Raw genomic sequence first — 21,281 nt, 5'->3', positions numbered from 1 at the left:
AGGTAAAGTAATACACCAAATATATTGCTCCGACCAAAGAAAATAGTAGAACAGAACGGACACATATAGCGTGGCGTTAGCCATTGGCCTTAATTAGCGGGGTCTATGCGATTAACAAACCAAGCCAGGGGAATCATAGGTATAGCCGGAAGTAAGCAAATTAACCACTGTTGTAAATTCAGGGGTGCGGTTTTAAATAAAAGATTCATGACATCCCATTGACTAAATATGATTTGTAATAATACTGTGCCAAATATACCCAGAGACATGGCGCGACCATCGTTGATACTGACTGTTTGACCTTGGATTTTTCGCGCCGCTACATTCGCTAACTGACTAATACTCAATAAATACACAATTCTTCCGGCGACTAGAGCTTGAATTGCCATGGTTCGAGCTATGTTAATATCCCCTATGGTTTGACGCACCCATTCAAACATCCCAAAGATGAGAATCCAGTTAAAGATAGAAACTGCTGCTATGCGCTGGAACAAGGTACGAGAAAGTAACTGCTCCTTGGGGTTGCGGGGTGGACGTTTCATTACCAGGTCGGATTTTGGTTCAAATGCTAAAGGTACCGTCATGGCTACTGAATTAACCATGTTTAACCACAGCACTTGGAGGGAGAGAATGGGTAGGTCTCTGGCGAAGAGGGCGCTAATGAGAATAGTCATGGATTCGCCCCCATTCACCGGTAAGATAAAGGCGATCGCCTTTTGTAAATTCTGATATACCGTGCGTCCTTCCTCCACCGCAGCCTCAATAGAGGCAAAATTGTCATCAGTAAGCAGCATATCAGAGGCTTCCCGGGCTACATCTGTACCTGCGCCCCCCATGGCGATACCAATATCTGCTTGTCTGAGAGCGGGAGCGTCGTTGACTCCATCCCCGGTCATGGCCACAATTTCCCCTTGGGATTGCAACGCTTGCACTAACCGGAGTTTTTGCTCTGGAGCTACCCTAGCAAAGACCACACCATGCTCCACAGCATGGGCGAGTTGGCTGTTGTCCATTTGGGCGATTTGCTTACCCTCAAAGGCTTGTACCTGACCGTCTTTTTCTAAACCAATTTGTTGGGCTATGGCTTTGGCTGTGGTAATATGGTCGCCTGTAATCATCTTAACTTGAATCCCTGCGGTTTTACAGGCACGCACCGCAGCGATAACCTCTGGACGGGGTGGGTCAATCATCCCCTGTAAACCTAAAAAAATCAACCCAGAAGCAATATCTTCATGGTCTACAGAGTTCTGCTCATGGCTGACGATTTTTTTACCAAAAGCTAAAACGCGCATCCCCTGTTTAGCTAAAATCGTTACCACCCGCCGCTCTATTAACTCAATATCCGCCATTGGTTCGAGTTCTCCCTCAGCATTGAGCATTTGCTCACAACGACTGGTAATAGCTTCAACGGAACCCTTGACGTAAATAATTCTAGACTCCGAGTCTCGGTTGTCATGGAGAGTAGCCATGTATTGAAACTCAGACTCAAAGGGAATACCATCAATGCGCGGAGTTAACTTTGTGATTTCCGACTGACTCCACCCCGCCTTATTTGCCACTCTAATTATAGCGCCTTCGGTAGGATCACCTACCACAGACCAATTACCATTACTATTTTTTGCTAAATGAGAGTCTGTGCAAAGTAACCCAGCCATTAAACAATCTGCAAGGGCGGGGAAGTTTCCGGTTTGTAAATCCACTGGTTGCTGCTCAAACAGAATCTCCCCTTGAGGATTATAACCCGTACCGGTGACTTGGAAATGCTGCCCGCCGGCGTAAATTCCCTGAACCGTCATTTGATTTTCTGTGAGAGTACCAGTTTTATCGGAACAAATAACAGTAGCCCCTCCTAAAGTTTCCACCGCCGGTAGTTTGCGGATGATGGCGTGACGTTTTGCCATGCGGTTAACTCCAATAGCCATGGTCACCGTCACCACTGCGGGTAAACCTTCGGGAATTGCACTCACAGCCAAGGCCACCGACGCCTCAAACATAGCAGCCCAGGTTTGTCCTTGTCCTAAGCCCACAGCAAACGTCATAGCTGCTAGTCCAAGGATTATATAGAGGAGTTGATGACTAAATTTGTCAAATTTACGGGTGAGGGGGGTGCTGAGACTGGTGGTTTGTTCTAGGGACTGGGAAATACGCCCCATTTCCGTAGCATTGGCAATGGTAACAACAATACCGCTACCTTGACCAAAGGTGACAAAGCTACCTGCGTAAGCCATATTCACCCTTTCTGCTAGGGGAGTATCCGGACTGAGGTCAGCAGTAGACTTTTCTACTGGTACTGACTCCCCCGTTAAAGCGGACTCATCTACCTGTAAATTACGAACGTTGAATAACCGTAAATCTGCTGGGACTTTATCCCCAGAGGTCAGCAAGACAACATCACCGGGAACTAATTCTTGGGAGGGGATGCGGGATTTTTGTCCGTTACGAATCACCGTCGCTTCGGTGGTAACAGCTTGGGCTAAGGCTGCGATCGCACCTTCGGCTTTTGATTCTTGGACAAAGCCAATGATAGCGTTAATTAGAGTCACACCCCAAATTACCCCGGCGTTTGTCCACTGGAGTAAAAGAGCCTTAATTAACCCAGCAATAAGTAAAATGTAGAGAAGCGCTTGATTGAACTGCAACAGAAATCTCAACCAAGCAGGCTTTCCCGGTTTACCCTTAAGTTCATTCTTACCAAACTCAGATTGTCGTTTGTAAACTTCCGCAGAAGATAATCCCCTTTCTGGGTCGCTATTGAGAACTTGAATAACTTCTGTTGTCCCTTGGCTGTGATAGTTTTGGGGTGCTGATATACTAGTTCCAGTCGTCGGCATAAAAATGTTCTCAAATTCTAGAGTGGTTAAAATCTCTAAATAAATTTGGATATATAAATACGTCGTCCTCTGTCTGTACTACTTTTTCTTTTCTGATATCTCTAGACAGCGTTGCAGAAACCTGCGGGGGATTTCCCGATTTTGTCCCCAGTGTACATGAATATAAGATGCATGCAAATTTCTCAGATGTAGCCCACACAAGCTGTGGGTCTTGCCATCAGTTCCCAGATGTTGACTGTTGTGTGCTACTTCCAAGCTATCACCATCGTAGGGATAAATTTTAAATAAACTTTGCTCAGGTTTAGGGTCTAACTCAGAACGATGGAATTCATGACCGTAAATGCTTGTACCTGCTGATACTAATAGGTTATCTTGTGAAGCTACCGCTCGACGATACCCTAAAGTTAAATTTTTGCCCATAATAGCAGATGTGGGTAAGACCCCCGTCATCTGCCAAGGTTTACCCTCAAAGTCGATAATTTCTTTACATAAATACATTAATCCCCCACACTCTGCTATGGTGGGTACTCCTGCTAGAATTGCTGTTTTAACAGCATTACGCACAGAAATGTTGGCTGCTAAACCCTCAGCGAAAACCTCCGGGAAACCCCCGCCAAAATACATTCCTTGTATATCAGGAGGTAGTTGGGTATCTGCTAAAGGACTCCAGAAAACGACTTCGGCACCTAGATTTTGCAGTAAATCGAGATTATCTTGATAGTAGAAATTAAAAGCGCGATCGCGCGCTACTGCAATTTTGAGAGGATAACCGTAGGAATGTGGGAATAATTCCCCTCCCCCTTCTCCCTTACAGTCTAGAGACGTTCCGTCGGAAGGTCTGTACCCGTCTGTGTCCCCCTTGGGATTCTCCAACAATGGTAATAAATATTGCCAGTCAAAACAGGTATCGCCTAAATCAGCCAGAACATTAATAACAGCGTCCAATTTCGGCAGTTCTGCTGTAGGGACTAAACCTAAATGACGATCGGGTATAGTGATATTATCCTGACGACGCAGTACACCCACTATAGGTAATTGTAATACTGCTAGAGAGTCTTTAAGTAGAGATAAATGGCGATCGCTCCCGACGCGATTTAAGACCACCCCAGCAATTTTTATTCTTGGATCAAAAGAACAATAACCGTGGGCGATCGCCGCCACAGAGCCAGATAAACGGCTACAATCAATTACTAACAGTATAGGTAAATCTAGCAGTCTGGTAATATGTGCTGTACTAGCAAAATCTCTACTCAAGGAAGCTTCTTCCCCCCCTGTTACCTCCTTGACTCCATCAAATAGACCCATCACCCCTTCCACCAGGGAATATTGACACTCCTGACTGTGATCAACAAAACATCTTTTAAGGTAAGCCTCCGAAGTTAGTACCGGGTCTAAATTGCGACAAGGACGACCAGTAACATAAGCGTGAAACATAGGGTCAATGTAATCTGGGCCCACCTTGAAAGACTGTATAGATACACAACGACGGCGTAAAGATGCCAAAAGAGCCAGGGTAACTGTTGTCTTACCCACTCCACTACGTTCTCCTGCGACAACTAAAGCCATAGACTGGAGATAATAAAACTTATTAAATAGGCATCATCACTAATTATGACATAAAAAATGCCCGGAATTTTTTTGAGAAATTCCGGGTTCTGAATAGAAGTTCAAAAAATCACCGAACCGAATCAAACCACAATCACCCTAAATAGAGACGTTCCGCCGGAATCTCTCAACTCTCCAAATCCAAAACTTTAGCGACCACAGCCAAACTTTCCTCAAAAAGTAACTCCCGACCCCAACGCTGCACCTGCTGACTTAACAAAGACTCTGCCTTTTGTTCAGAAAGAGAACCGACTTGTTGAAACAGACCAGCAGACTGAGCTCCCCCGTGGGTTTCCATACGCATACAACCGCCAGTTTCTGTACAAATAACGGTACCACAGTCCGCTTGGGCATTTGTGGAGCTTAGACGTAGAGCAATTAAATCACCCACAACATCACCTACATCAGCAACCGGAACCCCGGCTAATTCCGCTTCTACTTGTCGCTGATCTTGAGCAATAAAACAAACTTGAGTAATTTCATAATCACCAGTTTCTGTTTTATAGGAGACCGGCGACCATTGCAAGCGACTAGCCAACCAACCTAAAAATAATAATGCTTGAGCAGAATTACCCTTTTCATAGTCTATAGTCACCCGGTCAATTTCCTTAAGAGCCGCGCGACGATGGGGTGAGTCGTAAGCTTGAGCCGTCAATTCTTGCCATGCTGACAGGCGTCGCCAATTTAAATCAGCCAAAGGAACACCAGTTTCTACCAACTTTTGCAAGCTAAGTAAATCACCTTCTGGCTTGTTAAAATTGCAAGAATCCACAATCACATTATTGCAAACTGTTGCCAGTCGCTTAAAGAGATTGTTATTAGGGTCTGGTGTAGCTTTCCACCAGAGAAACTTGGGTAAGCCACCAATTAATAATGCTGGAATCATACCTCCCACGCGTTCCAAAGCCGCAGCGGTTCCACTCAAAGTAATATATTCACAACAGATAAGAGTGCTAGAAGACTGCTTTTGAATCGGACAGTAGGCAGAAATTGAAGCTCTAACCCCTTCATCTTCCCCAGCAATAGGGAACAGCGCAATAATGCGGCAGGGATTACGTAGAGCAATTTCATCAGCGATAGAGGGGCTTGTGGGGCTGAAATTATAAGCAACACCTTCAGATGCTGCCGTACTTCCCTGACGTTTAGCGAATTCTTCCCGTAGTATAGCCACGGTTTCCGGTGTCGCTGTGCCGGTTTCGGGAAGTCCATACTTAACTTGAACTTGCCTGAGGGCTGCCCCCATTTGTGGACCGAGAATGCCATCTAAAGGACCTTTATAAAGTCCTAGAACTGATAAAAGATATTGAGTTTCTTCCGGTTCGTAAACTACCAAAGTAAATGTTGTGGCTCTGGTAGCAGCAGGAAGAGTACCGTCTTCACCTGTGATGCCGTAACTTTGCCAAATTTGATTAAGCTCCGTTTCTATTTCGCTGATGGAAATATCTTTAGGAGCCTGAAGAGAGAAAATTGTTGGAGCTTGGGAAATCATAGTACTTTAGTCAGTATTCATTGGTTATTGTTTTTACAGTCTGCGCCAGCGACGACCATCTTGGTTAATTAACAATTCCGCCTCTGTAGGTTCCCAGGTACCAGCTTCGTACTGGGGAATATTAGCTGGGTCTGCTGGTGCATCCCAAACTGAAAGAGCGGGAGTTACTACTTGCCAAGCCGCTTCTACCTCGTCGGAACGAGTAAATAATGTTTGGTCGCCCATCATGCAATCAAGAAACAGTCTGTCGTAAGCGTCAGAAGTAGCTTCAATACCAAAAGAACCATAACTAAAGTCCATATCCACCGAACGGGTGCGGAATTCAGCACCTGGCATTTTTACATCAAACCGCAGGGAAATTCCTTCGTTTGGCTGAAGACGCATGGCTAAGATATTGGCATTTCTTTGTTGAGATGCTGATTGAAACATACGAGAGGGAACATCGCGGAAGTGAATAGATATTTCACTTACTTTTTTTGGCATCCGCTTACCTGTACGTAAGTAAAAAGGTACACCTTGCCAGCGCCAGTTATCAACCTGAAATTTCATGGCTACATAGGTGGGTGTGGTTGAATTGGAATCAACTCCCGGTTCTTGGTGATACCCTGGGACAGGTTGCCCTTTCATCCAGCCAGCACTATATTGACCACGTACTGCTGACCGTGACAAATTGGGGATATCAGCTAAACGAGTGGCTTGCAGTACTTTTACTTTCTCTGTGCGGATGCTGTCGGCATCCATGGAATTAGGTGCTTCCATGGCCGTGAGACAGTAAAGTTGCATCAGGTGATTCTGCAACATATCCCTGAGAGCGCCCGCTTTTTCATAGTAGCCGGCTCGGTCTTCTACTCCTACGGTTTCTGCTACGGTAATTTGTACGTGGTCAACAAATTGACGGTTCCATAACGGTTCAAATATAGCATTAGCGAAGCGGAACACCAGCAGATTTTGAACTGTTTCTTTACCTAAGTAGTGGTCAATGCGGTAAACTTGATTTTCTTGGCAATATTTTTGCACTATTTGGTTCAGACTCTGGGCTGATGCTAGGTCGCGACCAAAGGGTTTTTCTATCACCAGACGATGTTTGTATGGGTCGTCTAGCATTCCCGCGCTTCCTAGTTGCCTAATGGCTTCGGGAAAGAAGTTAGGAGCTACGGAGAGGTAGAACATCCTGTTTCCCCTTGTGCCCCGTTTCTGGTCTAATTCCTTTAAAAGGGTGTTGAGCTTTTGGTAGCTTTCAGGATTGTCTATGTCTCCTGGACAGTAGAACAGACCTTGGGAGAAGTCTTGCCATAGTTCACCTAAAGGGACTTTAGCATGAGCTTCTTCCATGCCTTTTTGCATTTGCTCACGGAAGTACTCGTGGCTCCACTCTCGACGGGCAACGCCGACAATGGTGGTTTCTGGAGGTATGCGTCCTTCTCGGCGCAATTTGTAAAGGGCTGGGACTAATTTACGCCAGGTAAGGTCACCAGATGCGCCAAAGATGATGATAATTTGAGGTTCGGGCATCCCTTGTTGTTGCAGGCCTACGCGCAAGGGATTTTCTAGCAAACTAACCATAGAAGTTTTCAGTGGGTGTTAAGTGGTGTGTTGACGAGACGCTTGATATCTGACTACGCCACGCTTGGCTATTGCGTCTACAAAGAAACTTGTGCCTTGAAGGTCTATACTGGCGACAATAACTTGACTTTGTTTTCTAAAGAGTTCACAGAGTTCATCCTTGATGAACTCTGATGAACTTATCAATACCCTCAACTAGGAGTTCCTCCATGACTACATTCAGATCAATGTTAATGTCTGGGTCTTTTAGGCTTTCCATGAGTTGATAGGCTTCTGCAACGCCGCTTTCTAAGCGCAATGCTACATCACAATGGTCTGCGCAAGCTGCAATTGTCTCGGGTGGTAAGGTGTTAACGGTCTGCGGCCCAATCAATTTGTTAACATACATGACATCACTGTATTTTGGCTCTTTGGTGCTGGTACTAGCCCAAAGTAATCGCTGTACATTAGCTCCTTTGGCCGCTAAGGCTTGCCATCTCTGGCTTTGAATAATTTTTTTGTATTCCTGGTAGGCAATTTTGGCGTTAGCGATCGCGACTTGTCCTTTGACTGCTTGCAGTTTGGCTTTGTGGGTGATATCATCAATACCACTTTTAATTTTGGCATGAATTTTAGTATCAATGCGACTGAGAAAGAAGCTAGCTACGGAAGCAATTTGACTCAGGTCTTCACCTTTTCCTGCCCGTTTTTCTAAGCCCCGCATATAAGCCTGTGCTGTTTTGATGTAACTATCTACGGCAAACAGTAGGGTGATGTTGATGTTGATACCTTCTTCAGATATGGCCTGTTCTACTGCTGCTAAACCGGCCGGTGTACCTGGTATTTTTACCATGACATTTTCCCTCCCAATTTCTTGAAAGTAGCGACGGGCTTCTGCTATTGAGGCTTGGGGATCATGGGCAATGGTCGGTGTTACTTCTATGCTTACATAACCGTCGAGTTTATTGGATGCTTCATATACTGGGTGCTGCAGATAACATGCATTGCGAATATCTGCAAAAATTAGGGATTCGTAAATTTTGCTTGGGGGTAATCCCTCCCGAATGCCAGCTTCAATGTCCGCATCATACATAGTACTGTTGGCGATAGCGTAGCTTGGCGCGGCCATCGCTTTTTCAAATATGGCTGGATTGGAAGTAATTCCACAGATACCCTGATTTTCTACCAAGTCTTGCAGTTCACCTGATTTCATAATTTCACGGTTCAAATTATCTATCCAGAGATTTTGACCATGTTTTTTAATTTCGAGCAAATGATTGGTGGACATACCCTGATTTTACTCCTGTTGATGATACTTCTGGTGTGTTGCTATGGCTACGCCACGCTACGCTATTGGCATCACCAGAGAAGCAACGCACAATAATACATCAATTTTTGATGTTTTCTTTGGAATTGTGGCGTTAGTCATCACTCATGACATCGGCCAGCTGAGGTAATTTTTAGTTCATCACCAGGGATCTGATCTTTGCCCAATTCCAGATATTCTCGAATAACATAGCCATATTAACTGTTAATTCTTGGTAGAGATTTCTTGTATCTATTAGCTCCTCGGTGTAAATCAACTACTCATTGCCAATTAATCAAAAGAATTTTTAGTCTCAGAACTAGGAATTAGGAGCGGTACTAGTGTCCGTTTTGAATAAAAGACTCCACCTTGGCCACATCTTCCTGACTACCAATAATTAAAGGTGTGCGTTGGTGTAGCTTTTTCGGCACTACTTCCAAAATATCTACCAACCCTGTGGTGGCCCGACCGCCTGCTTGTGAAATCAACATAGCTAAGGGAGCGGATTCATAAAGTAAGCGCAATTTCCCTTCTGGTTTCTGAATTGTCCCTGGATAGAGAAATACGCCACCTTGAACTAAAATACGATGGATGTCACTCACCATAGCGCCACTATAACGAGCAGTATAGCCTTCAGTGCGATGAACGTAGCGGATATACTCTCGCATTGATTCTTCCCACTGCCAAAAATTACCTTCGTTAACGCTATAGACAGAACCATGATTAGGGATGCGGATGTTTTCTTCCGAGAGGATAAATTCCCCTAAGCTGGGGTCAAGGGTAAATGAATGAACACCATTGCCTATAGTATAAACCAGCATTGTGCTCGGCCCATACAGTATATATCCGGCGGCGATTTGTTCCCGTCCGTTGCTCAGGAGATCCGATGCTTGACGATCAATATCATCGCCTTTTTGCTGACGAATAGAAAAGATTGAACCCAAACTGAGATTAGTGTCGGTATTAGATGAGCCATCAATTGGGTCATATAACAAGGTATAACGACCTATAGGGCAGTTTTCTGGGATGTAGTAAGGTTCTTCCATTTCTTCGGAAGCGAGGCGACAGACTAAGCCACTTTGCTTAAACACGGAGATAAATACATCGTTGGCGTAGACATCCATCTTTTTGACAGATTCCCCTTGGATGTTGACGTCTCCAGAAAATCCCAGAACTCCTTCCATTAAACCGGCGCGGCTCAGACGACGAGCCACTAGTTTACCCGCCAGGGCTATACGATTCATCAGCGCGCTCAAATCCTGTGCATCTGGGGAAAAAGTCTTAAATTGTTGGAGTACGTGACGCGATAATGTTGTACAATCACGATCTAAGCTCTTATCTGTAGCATCATTCATAAAAAAATCTAGAGATTCTGGCGCTTGAGTCATTTTTGTTACTCCCTAGCATTGTGCTTGTGAGTTGGATTTATTAATGACAACTTTTGGTTGCTGCCTCTATCTTAGAAAGGTATTTTGATAACTCAAATATGATTTTAGATAAACTAAAGAATTGAAATTTTGGCTTTTGCGTCTGAAAGTTCTCTGAACTCCCGGAACTAAGCTGTTAGTACTTGTATGCCTTTATGAGCAACTATTTTTTGATATGAGGAGTTTTCCTAGCTTACCTAGTTCATGTTTTCTATGGTCTGCCTTACCGCTAAATTAATAATTTCAGTAGGTTTTGACTGCAACTAAAGTTGCTGGCGATTTATCCCACCCCTAGAAGGAGTGGGCTTTCTGCTCTAGTACTTGTCAAATTGAGCAATTAATTTTCCGTCGGTAGAAAAAATATGCTATTATTAATAATCTCCTTTTTTACCCCAACTCCCGCGGCGATTGTCTTCCTTTGGCTTGGCTTTATTGACCCTCAGTTGACGGCCCATCCATTCTGCGCCATCTAACTCAGTGATAGCTGCATCTTCTTGAGCATCTTCCTTCATTTCAACAAATGCAAAGCCTCGCATCCGACCTGTTTCGCGGTCAGTAGGTAAGACCACTCTTGTGACTTGACCATACTCGGCAAATACAGTTCTTAAGTCTTCTTCAGTAGCGCTGTAAGAGAGGTTTCCAACGTAAATAGTCATGTGGATCACGTAATTTGTAACAAAAAGCGATTAGTTCAGCTGGGGAAAGAGATATGAACAAACTGCAAATTTTGCATAGTCTGTTCTGACTCACCCATGGCGGATGTTGTAGGACAGCGATCATCATGCTGGCTTTCGCTTCAACTAAAGATGCCAAGGGGCTGAACCTAGCCATACGCTCACATGATAACTGATTGTGACATTTTTCAAAGTATGGGATTTAACAAACTGTATTAAACTGATGATGCAGGGCAGGCAAATGCCTACCCATAATAGTTTTGTTTAACCTCAATTCTGGTTTAGTCCATTCTTGGATAGGTCTAAATCTCAATCAATAGAAATTTGCTGAGGGCCAGTAGCTTTGCCATTATGGGCTTCACTAGTTGGACTGGTGTGACAAGTAGAATTGATGTGTTTATCCAGCCAGCTTTTGACCGGATCGTCCTTGAGATTGAGTCGCAGCACACCAGAAAAAAATCCCCCCATAAATGAAACTGGGTGCTTGGTTAATTGTTGAAATATTGGTGACAATTCATCAATGAACATATTTGAGAGTCTGCTGTAGTTTTAAATGATCCTAACCTGAAAAACTAGAGACGCAATTGAACGCGTCTCTACAAGGCAATATCTCCCTACTGGATTGGGGTCCTAAGATGCAGGAGATTCAATAGGAAACATACACTTATCAGAATCACATCCACTAGGCCCAACCTCTGTTAATTCACCGGAATCATAGCGACTCAAAACGGTACAGAAATTATCTGTTCTGCGGCGTGCTTTAACTTGTTGAGTTAAACGCTCATAGGTTGACTTGTCTATGGGCTCAAATGGTAAGCGTGGGAATGATTGCAAGTCATCGAACCGGGCTAACAGCGCGGCGGAAATATAGCCTTCATGATTTTGGATGGCTTGATAAATTCGCTGTCCTAACGGTTCAACTTCTTCAGAACGTAGTTCTATTGTTGCTGATGTGTTGTGAGTTACATACCAACGCTGAACTTGGAGGGCAAAGTCAAATTGAGCTAAGGCGGAAAACTGAGAAACATCAATTTCATCTGCTCCTGGTAAGTCAGCCCAAGATACGGATACAGGAATTTCTACTAGCCATTCAGTTACACGGGGGTCAAATGGGTCATTTAGTAAGTTTCCCTGTTCGTCCTTGTCTGATTGGGATGGAATGACGCTGTACCCGTAGTCAATGCAGGCTAGTGCTACTGGGTCATTTTTCCTGAAGGTGATCCGTCGGATAAATCTCTGTGATTTGGGAGGATGCCAACCAGGGCTAGCACCTGTTAATAAAGATTTAGTTCCACTGGGTTGGACGGTGGTACAGCGATTGGGCCGTTTAATGTTGTGGCGATCGCAGTAGTCCCAAACAACCCGGTGTACTGTATCTTTCCAGTAGCTAAGATATTTTGCCTCTTGCTCTTTCCAAGCCAAACCTTGGGGTGTTTCTGGTCTACCTTCAGACCACCAGCGCAACCAGTCTACACCAAAGGCATGAACAAAGAAATCGAATAATCCGGTAAAGGAGACCCCAACAATCGGGTCTAATTCCCGGCTCTTTTGGTAGCGTGGCTCTAAAAATTGATGGTTTAACAGTGCTGCTACAGATAAAGCCCCGGCAGTAAAAGCTTTTTCTTGTTCTTTGTAGTCCTCTGGGTCAATTTGGTTTAAGTGAATTTCTGATAAGTTACAGTGAAAGTTAGAGCCTATGATTTCACCACAGGGGTTTAAGCCATAGCGGTTTAAACGATGTTCTAATTCTTGAGAATCAATCTTTGGGTGATGTTGTTGTATCCATTCTTTGGCTTTTCCTTGATCATAAGCTTGCAGAAAATCTTTTTTTAATTGTGGTGTATTGAGCAAATCACAATTAGCTCTGGCTACGGATTCCCCAGCCCACTGAATAGCACCTTCGCCACTATAGTATTGTTTACGAACAGATTCTATACACTCTTCTAATGTGGGTTGGCGATGAAAAACTCTGGTATGATTAGCCATGCGTAAAGGGTCACGTTCTGGGTCTATGCGCCAGTTACCCTCTTGATCTTGTTGCCAAAGATTATCTTTAGCTGTTGCTGCTAAATTGTCATCAGACTCAAACTGACGCATTCCAGCACTGCGCCGAATATTTCCGGCAACAATTGCAACAGCAGCCTGGTCAATCAGCAAACAGCATTCCACGGAGTTTAATTGTCTTCCTATAGCCTTGTTGAGTATAGATGCACACTTTTCATATAGATCTGGTAATTTGACTGGATTAGCTACTCCACCAAAGCCCTTGAGGGGTTCGCCGGTTTTACGTACATTACTGAGGTCAACTATTACCTGTAGTTTGGTGGATAACCTTTCATTTGTGGAGAGTTCCAATAGGGATTTGTAGGATTCTACCCAGCCTTCACGGCTATCTCCCACATAGATGGTAACGGTATTGCCTTCTATGGAGCTTTTAGTATGTTGATCACGTAATCCTGAAGGTATGCTACCAATTTCCCCTTGTACGGTTACATTTAAGTGATTACGGATCACAGGGAGTTGATTGATGTGTTGGGGTTCTATAACCGCACCAGTACCACAGCCCATCATGGCTAAATCCATCATTAATGCAAATGCACTCCAGTCTTGCAGGTTTGTGGATGTGCAATTATAAGCGCCGGAAAAGTTTTTGGATTTGGTCATCCACTCTGTATTACCCTAAGCCACATTGTCGCCAACGTGACTCGGCTTCAGAACCGTGCATGATACTTTCGCATCACACGGCTCCTCAACGATTTGGCTCTTGTCATGAGTACCATCTCGTTTGGTTTTGATGTCGTGGCAGTGCCTATGCAATAGCCGGTAATTTTCGTAGGTGTCTTTTCCTCCTTGAGAGCGAGGAATTACATGGTCTACTTCCATTACATCTCCATCTCTGAAGTACATATTGCATTCTCTACATTTTCCATTTTGCTTTTTCAGCAATTTGGAGACTCTAGTTGGTAGTTCGACGCTTTTTCCTATGCGGGTAACCCAATAGACGAAATCGCCATTATATGGGCTGACTTCTCCCTTGACTTTGACAAATTTCTGGATATGGAAGTCGCCGTGGTAGACAAGATAGAGTGTCTTTCCTTCATTCACGGCACGAAATACCCAGTTTGACCCGTCCTTGGAGCCGAAATATTTCCTGATCCACTGCTTGGTAGATTTGTGGAGATGTCTAGCCTTAGTCCAAGCAATAAGCTTGAGTGTCAGAAGGTGGTCTAGCTCTTTAAAGACTTCAGCACTATTGACTTTAGAGTAGTAGTTACTCCATCCAGTGATGATTGGGTTTAATCCCTTGATTAGCTCTATTTGTGATTGACAAGATTTTAATTTGTCAATTTCATCCGCTAACCTTCGGTAGTGAGCTTGGACTGCCTCTTTACTTGGCTTGATGTAAGTCTTATACCCTAGCGGTTTGCCGTGGGTGTTTTTACCTGTGGCATATTTTCCTACTGAGTATTGGCGGATATTAAAGCCAAGGAAGTCGAAGCCGGAGGTTTCTTCACCCATTGCTTCCAGAGTGTGAGTTATACGAGTTTTTTTCGGTCTAAGTTCTAAACCAATGTCATTAAGAAATTCCTCAATCAGTGCTTTAGCCCTCATAATTACATCCAGCTTGGGATGTAGGATGACAAAATCATCGGCATATCTAACTAAGGTTATTTCTTTCTCGTTATTGTCCTTTTTACCTGGAAGGGTTCGGGCAAATTCCTTGACAATCTTTTCCATTCCGTGTAAGGCGATGTTTGCTAATAGTGGCGAAATTACACCACCTTGAGGGGTTCCTTCGTCAGTTGGAAACCATGCTCCGCTATCATAAAATCCAGATTTCAGCCACGCTTTAATCTGTCTACGGAGTTTAGGAAACGTATTGATTTTATCCAATAGTTTCTTATGGTCGATTTTGTCAAAACATTTTGCAATATCGGCATCTAGAACATATTTGCTCTTTTGCTTGATTGCTACTTTGATACCCTCAATAGCATCCATACAGCTTCTACCAGGTCGGAATCCATAGCTATTAGGCTCAAACTTGGCTTCCCATTCAGGTTCCAAAGCTAGCTTCACAAGTGCTTGTTTTGCCCGTTCTCCGATAGTGGGGATTCCCAAAGGTCTTTTTTCTGTTTTCCCAGGCTTGGGAATCCATACTCTGCGAGTGGGTGTAGATTTGTGGTCTAGCTCTAATGTTTCCACTAGCTTAAATCTGGATTGAGGCGTTAGTGCCTTTTTCCCATCCACTCCCGCAGTATTCTTTCCTTGGTTATCCTGTGTCACCTTGCGGACGGCAAGCATTTTAGCAGACCAGGAATTTAGAAGAGTCTTCTGCAATTTACGCACTGCTTTGACATCTCCCCGTTGAGAGGCTTGATAGATTCTCTTTTGCAACTTGTACACAGTACGTTCTAGCTTGCGCCAGTTCACTTGTGTCCATACCACCATCGGTTTTTCCCGTGTTTTAGTCATTTTCATTGCTTTGTTAAAACTCTATCTTCCAAATCATCGGGAATCTGTCAGCGTATCCATGCCCATTACAGGCAGGCATTTGCTTCTGATTCCATCTCCTCCTGTTAGGGCTTGCGGATTGGTTCCTACTCTAAAATCGACCTTTTAGAGAGCCACTAACCGGATTACTTCGTTCCGTATAACCTTTTGTTTGAGTGTTTAGGACGGTACTACTCAGCCGGAGACAGGAAAGCGTGACCTTTATGGAGGCACTTTCGGGTTCCTATGCGTCTCAGTGTCTTTTGACCGCAGCGTATCAACCATTCTTTTCGCTACTTACTGGGTTACGACTGTTCAGACGTACCTTTACTTTCGTTGTCCATGCACTCTTGCTCGCTGGGATTCACCTCATGGTTTGGTGTTACCAGCTTTTTTCCCCGCTTTACCCTTTGATAACCAGTCGCTAGGTAGGGGAAATGCTTTCACTCCCACGCTTGGAGGATAGGACTTTGTGATGACTACATCACATCACCTACAAGGTTATACAGTTATCAAGGTTCGGTTATCCGCACATTACTTACTCGGTTATCCGCTTGGGTATTTGTAACGGATTTTTAAGAACCTAGTGAGTCATCTCAAGGCTAAGAATTAGCTGAAAGCCTTTTCTAGAGCCAGTTTCGACTCAACGAATCACACACCACCCACCCATAACCAGCGTCCACTGGGTAAGGCCTTGAGGTGGCGTTGCATATTTTCTAGGGTGGCAATCTCGTCTGGGTTAAGCTTCCCTAATTCGATGATCCCCTCAAGGGTGCGATCGCATACCTCGTCCCATGTTTCCCTCAGCCCTGCCTTTGTCAGACGGCTGTAGGTTCTAAAAAATACAGGATTAGCAGCTGGCGCTGTTTCTGGGAACTCTGCACTCTGACGTATTCTTTCTAGTTCTCGAACCATAATCAAGTCTTGTAGCTTGCTAACAGATTATGACTATACGCTAACTAGATTTTGGATGAAAGATTGCCAAATTTTCCACTTTGCGCTACTCACCCTGGTGTACTAATAATAACTTACATTTAGAATGTATAATTTAATTCGCTTTGATTGGTATTGGTTTGATACTAAGTTATGGTCAAAAACTCATTCTCGTTAATTATCTGGATTTTCTTCGAGAAAATCCAGATAATGGATCTGTACCCCCAACCCAGTTAAAATCACTAATGCGGATGCTGAAACCGCCTAATTCCACTATTGGGTTATAACGCAAAGTGATGCCATAGGTACGGCGGCTATATTCTAAAATATAGTCTGTGCTAGTTTCTCTACCAGTTTCCAAGTTAATTGCTGTTTGTAGGCCTAAAAGAAATGGCCCATAAATTTGCACCTGAGCGCCAACACTTAGTACTTTATTATCAACTGAGCGGTCAAACAAAAAGGGTGACAGCCCGCTATTTGATCCCTGAGAATAAGTCACGTTGAAAGCCGTATAGTCTAAATAGGGGCGAGAGAAATTACCAAACTGCCCGACCAAACCGACTGCGGCGGTCAGGGTGCTTTGATTTTGGTTATTAGTATAATAAGTATGTGTACCTGTGACACTGGCAATTGTCTGTACGTAAGGGACTACGGGGTTGGGGGTATATCGTAATCCCTCTGTAGAAGTAGGTGGTAATGGTTTACCTTGCCATAGTAAAAACCCCCGACTGAGGCTTGCACTAGCTTGTAAGCGACCAAGGGTAATACGATTATTGTTACCCTGGGCTGCTAGCAAGTCTAGGCGGTCGGTGTTGGCATTGATATATTGTACGCCAGCCTGATAGTTGAGGTTAACACCACTGTTACCTAAAGGAATCACAGGAGAGGTAATCAGACCACCAAGACTGCTCTGGACAGTTTGAAAGCCAAGAGAGCCATTATACAGGCGATCGCGGTAGCTATATTCTAGATTTAATACGTGAGGATTAACATTGCCTAATATTTGGCGCATGCGCAAACCAACCTGCAAATTTTCCTCTAAATTGTTTAAATTGGTTAACTCACCCGCACCTTCTAGTGTTAACCCTGGGTTTAAAACAGCATTTAAACTGGTCTTGACACCAAACAAGGCAGCTAAATCATCTGTACCCCCTTGCAAGGCTTTTTGCACAAACAACTGAGGGATGATTCTCCAACGTACCTGCTGGGTATCAACAGGTGTGAAACCCCGTTCTACAAATAAACCACCCCGCTTATCCCCATCAAAACCTGGAGACACTAGAAATGGTGAGGCGTCGCGTTCAAAACTGTCAATAGTTTGTTTATCTACGGGAATTGGTAAAGAGACTTTTTGGTCAAAAACTAAACGCTGTCCGCGTGTAGTAATAGTTTCTTTAAAAGAAGACTCCCTGATAGAAGTAACTTGAGATGCACGTAACTCTAATTCTGGGGGTGAAAAGGGGTCGTTAGTAATTCGCACATCGAAAGCTTGCCAACCTCGCGGATAAAACAAAATCCGTTCAGCTTCAAACCGCAGTCTCCTGACCTCACCTCCGGTTGTGGGTAAGGTGATGTTCCTCGCTTGTATACCACCTAATGTGAACTCAATACCCCCTGGGCTAGTGATTTCAGACAGGGGCTGATTTCTTCTGACTCTATCGCTTACAGGAGCCTCAATTCCAACCGGTCTAACATTACTGGATGAAAAAGCGAAATCTTGTTGGGCTGAGGGTGTAAAAATCTCCCCGCTGCCATTTTCTATTTCCCCATTGTCCTGGATAAAATTATAGGTAAAGCGTTCTCCGCGCAAGACTTGATCTCCTCGTGTTAAGGCCACATTACCAGAACCCACAGCGATCAAGTTATCTAAATTTACTTGCAGGCGGTCAGCATCCAACACAGCCCCATCAAATCGGACTACTACATTACCTTCAGCGGTGACAATTCGCCGGATTTGATCATACTCCTGCCTGTCTGAGATGACTTCTATGGTTCTTTGTCTAGCTAAAGATGTAGGTGACCGAAATTCTATGGTAGAGGGATTCGAGGTTTGGCTACTGGGGTGACGAGACTTCAGCAGTAGCGTATTTTGTACGGGACGAAAAATTGCTGTATAATTTGTGTCATAAAATGAAATAATATTAGTTTCCTGCGCTTGTGGAGTTGCTTTAGCCCCTGCAACTGGCACATTGGGTTTAGTGTTAGGCGCTTGCAACTGCTGTGGGGAATTAGCAAATGTCTGGGGCTTACCCAAACAAGCAGCACTCTGAGAAGGGGTGAAAGTTTCTGATGTATTGGGTGTGTCTAGACTTTTGGCAGTGGACTGATGCCCAGCAGAAGATGTAGTATCTCTTACATGGAAAAATTGTGGAGTTTCCTCTGGTGGTGGGGATGCTGGTTTGTGTCCTTGGGGATTTTTTTGATTGGTGATCAATGGGAGAAACTGATTGTCACTAGCACAGGAAATAGAATTTGCTGATGATACCACTTGGAGAATGGTAGGAGGGGGTGGAGGTAAGGGAACTGGATGAAGCATATCTACGGCACATCAAGCTAACAATTGAACTATCCTGGCTTGGAAAAAGCAGGATTCTTCCCTTTCGGGCTTTGACTGACGAAATCAGGTTTCATCCCGGATTTTGGACACAGGGGTTCTCAGGCTCCCAGTCAGTTTTCTGATGGCCAATTAATAGTCGGAAGGATCAATTATAGGTTGATCTTCCGACTTTTGCTTTTTGCCTGAATATTAGGAAGCTGATTCAGAGAAAGTGCTGGTGTTTTAGGTCTTCGGAGAGTTTTGACACTTTGCCACTACCATCTCAACATTAATGTAATCATTAATGATTCAGGCAGATGTAGGCTCTCCTAGAACCGGTTTAGCACTTCCCCTCAAAGTCAATAATTGGTGGCTAATTGGTGGCTATTTTACTCTAAATCCTGGCGTCCGGGGTTACGGGCTGGATCGTTGGACAAAAATCCAAAGACAAAGATAGCCACAAAAAAGGCAACAACAATATAAACAGCGATTTTTAAAGTCACCATACAAGTATCTCCAAAAGGTGTGAGAAATAAAGTTTCTCTCTTGTGTATGTGCTATACAGCAAAGATAACTACTTTATATTATCGAAATCTCGCCCCTTTTTGAGATCAGTTTGAGTCGTAAATGTCCGTTAGATGTTTTCTGATAGTTACCAGGGATGGGGGAGTATTAACTTACCTGTGCTATGATGTCACTAAATCCTTGTTAACTCGACTTTTGATGACTCTTGCAGGTATACCTACGGCTACAGAATAGGGGGGGGATGTCTTTGTTGACAACTGATGCTGCGCCAATAACACTACCTTTACCAATGGTAACCCCATCTACTACCGTTACCCCATGCCCTAGCCAACAGTCATCTTCAATCACTATTCCCTGACGGGTTACTCCTTGGTGTTTTATCGGTTGTGTTAGAGAAGTAAATTTGTGGCTGTTGGCATATATTCCCGAATGGGATGCTATCATGCAATACTTGCCAATTTTGATATTTCCTGGGCCAGCAATACAAACATTAGGAGCGATAAAGGTTTCATCACCAATAGATATACAAGTGTTATCCAAACACCCAATATCAACGTAACGCTCAATGGCTACTCCATTTCCTAGACAAATTTTATTATTTGGGTGTCCTTGGCCATCCAGGCGTACACCTTTAAAAATATATACACCATTGCCGATTTCAATGGCAGAAGCGCCCAGAAATTCCACCCCATCTTGAATATAAATTGGTTTTCCCATGTGCTAAAAAATCTGAGGATATACCAGATTTCTGAGTTTGGAACCAAAGGCACCAAAGGCAATAGTGGGAATATTTCCTAATAAGGTTGTGAGCAATAGTTCTTGTAGTCTTTGCAACTTAGAGGTATATTGCTTGTTGTTCATGGTTAAATATCTCTGAATGGAATTTTTCACAAGTATTGAATACCTCTTGAGAGGTAAGCCTGCTTTTAGTAGTCGGAGTGACACTGAATAGTATTAAAATGATCCCGTTTATTTTTAGGGCTAGAAAATATGTTCCCAATTATGAGTTATGCTCATAGGTACATAGAAAACTAATTTCTAATTTTGACTAACTGGAAATCATGGGTAATGTTGACTCTAGGTTAGTTCACATCAGTTACTACAGTAAAATTTATCCTATCTACTAGACTCAGTAATACAGCAGGTTACACACATGAATCTGTATTTGCTCTGAATGCAAGCTGCTTTAGCTCTGCTACTGTTGAGGGTTTTTGCATTCAAATCCCTTCCTATCAAACACTAAGTTTGAGCAGCTTCTTGTTAAGATAATTACTGTCCTGAATTATGATAAATTTTGCAGATAACCTTTAACCAAATTCACCACAAGTGTTGAATGTCGTTACAAAACTTTACATATTTAAGTATAGTAGTCTTATCAAGGGTAAAAATGTCAGCATTTCATAATATTTTCCATCCAATGAACATAACTGATTTGTTGACACATACAAGCCTGAAGATAGCGGAATTTATCTAACATCTTTTCTCCCCATTCTTTCGGAACAGATACAAGTTGTAAAATTAGATAAGCAATGAGACTAGCATAGATTTGGATAGCAATACCATTAACATTTTTGGTAATTAATCGATCTAGTTTTAAGTGCATCTTTAAAAATTTCCATAACAGTTCAACTACCCACCGTAAACGATATAGCAACCGCCAAGGTAATTTAAGCATAAACTAGAAGTAATCCCTTTTCATGTGAAGCGATCGCTTGCTATAGGTATATGCCCAAGTCGTACAGTTACGACCTTCGTCAAAAGGTCATCCAAGCTATTGAACGCGATGGTTTGAAGAAAACTCAAGCCAGTCAAATGTTTAATATTAGTCGCAACACCATTACCCTATGGTTGAAGCGAAAAACGGAAACGGGGGACTTCCAAGCCTTGCCTAATCGGCGTCCTGGGAATGGTCACAAAATTAC

13 protein-coding genes and 4 pseudogenes are annotated in these 21,281 nt (G+C 43.5%); 2 read left to right on the top strand and 15 right to left on the bottom strand.

The window, feature by feature from the left end; genetic code table 11:
• Window positions 1-89: 89 nt before the first annotated feature.
• From PN447_RS11815 to tal, 5 genes and pseudogenes are all read right to left on the bottom strand, one after another.
• Window positions 90-2,831, bottom strand: a complete 2,742-nt coding sequence (locus PN447_RS11815) for an HAD-IC family P-type ATPase (protein WP_271763228.1) — start codon at window positions 2,829-2,831, stop codon at window positions 90-92.
• Window positions 2,832-2,909: 78 nt separating this feature from the next.
• Window positions 2,910-4,397: a cobyrinate a,c-diamide synthase gene (locus PN447_RS11810; RefSeq protein WP_271763227.1), complete on the bottom strand. Its 1,488-nt coding sequence runs from the start codon at window positions 4,395-4,397 to the stop codon at window positions 2,910-2,912.
• Between the two features lie 166 nt (window positions 4,398-4,563).
• Complete coding sequence (gene opcA, locus PN447_RS11805; RefSeq protein ID WP_271763225.1) at window positions 4,564-5,925, bottom strand: glucose-6-phosphate dehydrogenase assembly protein OpcA; 1,362 nt, start codon at window positions 5,923-5,925, stop codon at window positions 4,564-4,566.
• Between the two features lie 33 nt (window positions 5,926-5,958).
• Entirely contained in the window at window positions 5,959-7,488 is a 1,530-nt protein-coding gene (gene zwf / locus PN447_RS11800) for a glucose-6-phosphate dehydrogenase (RefSeq protein WP_271763224.1), read from the bottom strand.
• 104 nt (window positions 7,489-7,592) lie between these two features.
• A pseudogene (gene tal / locus PN447_RS11795) lies at window positions 7,593-8,755 on the bottom strand (transaldolase).
• Window positions 8,756-8,798: 43 nt separating this feature from the next.
• On the opposite strand from tal, the gene PN447_RS11790 reads away from it, so the two are divergent.
• On the top strand, window positions 8,799-8,924 hold the full coding sequence (locus PN447_RS11790) for a hypothetical protein (RefSeq protein WP_271763223.1): 126 nt from the start codon (window positions 8,799-8,801) through the stop codon (window positions 8,922-8,924).
• Between the two features lie 187 nt (window positions 8,925-9,111).
• On the opposite strand, the gene fbp is transcribed toward PN447_RS11790, so the two are convergent.
• From fbp to PN447_RS11740, 10 genes and pseudogenes are all read right to left on the bottom strand, one after another.
• Window positions 9,112-10,161 (bottom strand): class 1 fructose-bisphosphatase, encoded by a 1,050-nt coding sequence (gene fbp / locus PN447_RS11785; RefSeq protein ID WP_271763222.1) that lies wholly within the window; start codon window positions 10,159-10,161, stop codon window positions 9,112-9,114.
• A 410-nt stretch (window positions 10,162-10,571) separates the two neighbouring features.
• Entirely contained in the window at window positions 10,572-10,856 is a 285-nt protein-coding gene (locus PN447_RS11780; RefSeq protein WP_271763220.1) for an RNA recognition motif domain-containing protein, read from the bottom strand.
• A 327-nt stretch (window positions 10,857-11,183) separates the two neighbouring features.
• Window positions 11,184-11,402: a hypothetical protein gene (locus PN447_RS11775; protein ID WP_271763218.1), complete on the bottom strand. Its 219-nt coding sequence runs from the start codon at window positions 11,400-11,402 to the stop codon at window positions 11,184-11,186.
• Between the two features lie 102 nt (window positions 11,403-11,504).
• Entirely contained in the window at window positions 11,505-13,538 is a 2,034-nt protein-coding gene (gene nrdJ, locus PN447_RS11770; RefSeq protein ID WP_271763217.1) for a ribonucleoside-triphosphate reductase, adenosylcobalamin-dependent, read from the bottom strand.
• Window positions 13,539-13,553: 15 nt separating this feature from the next.
• Window positions 13,554-15,347, bottom strand: coding sequence for a group II intron reverse transcriptase/maturase (gene ltrA, locus PN447_RS11765; RefSeq protein ID WP_271763216.1), 1,794 nt, complete (start codon window positions 15,345-15,347; stop codon window positions 13,554-13,556).
• Window positions 15,348-16,022: 675 nt separating this feature from the next.
• Window positions 16,023-16,280, bottom strand: a pseudogene (locus tag PN447_RS11760) (ribonucleoside-triphosphate reductase, adenosylcobalamin-dependent); the annotation flags it as partial.
• 196 nt (window positions 16,281-16,476) lie between these two features.
• Window positions 16,477-18,834, bottom strand: a complete 2,358-nt coding sequence (locus tag PN447_RS11755; RefSeq protein ID WP_271763214.1) for a DUF3769 domain-containing protein — start codon at window positions 18,832-18,834, stop codon at window positions 16,477-16,479.
• Between the two features lie 389 nt (window positions 18,835-19,223).
• Window positions 19,224-19,340, bottom strand: coding sequence for a photosystem II reaction center protein I (locus PN447_RS11750; protein ID WP_200987887.1), 117 nt, complete (start codon window positions 19,338-19,340; stop codon window positions 19,224-19,226).
• 180 nt (window positions 19,341-19,520) lie between these two features.
• Window positions 19,521-20,220: pseudogene (locus tag PN447_RS11745) on the bottom strand (acyltransferase).
• Window positions 20,221-20,749: 529 nt separating this feature from the next.
• A pseudogene (locus PN447_RS11740) lies at window positions 20,750-21,010 on the bottom strand (transposase); the annotation flags it as partial.
• A gap of 74 nt (window positions 21,011-21,084) precedes the next feature.
• Here PN447_RS11740 and PN447_RS11735 point away from each other — a divergent pair.
• Window positions 21,085-21,281: IS630 transposase-related protein (locus PN447_RS11735; protein ID WP_271763213.1), on the top strand; the 197-nt coding region annotated here is incomplete at its 3' end.

Origin of the sequence: Anabaena sp. CS-542/02 (genome assembly GCF_028331085.1) — a bacterium.
GTDB lineage: Bacteria > Cyanobacteriota > Cyanobacteriia > Cyanobacteriales > Nostocaceae > Anabaenopsis > Anabaenopsis arnoldii.
This window is presented reverse-complemented; position numbering and strand designations above follow the sequence as displayed.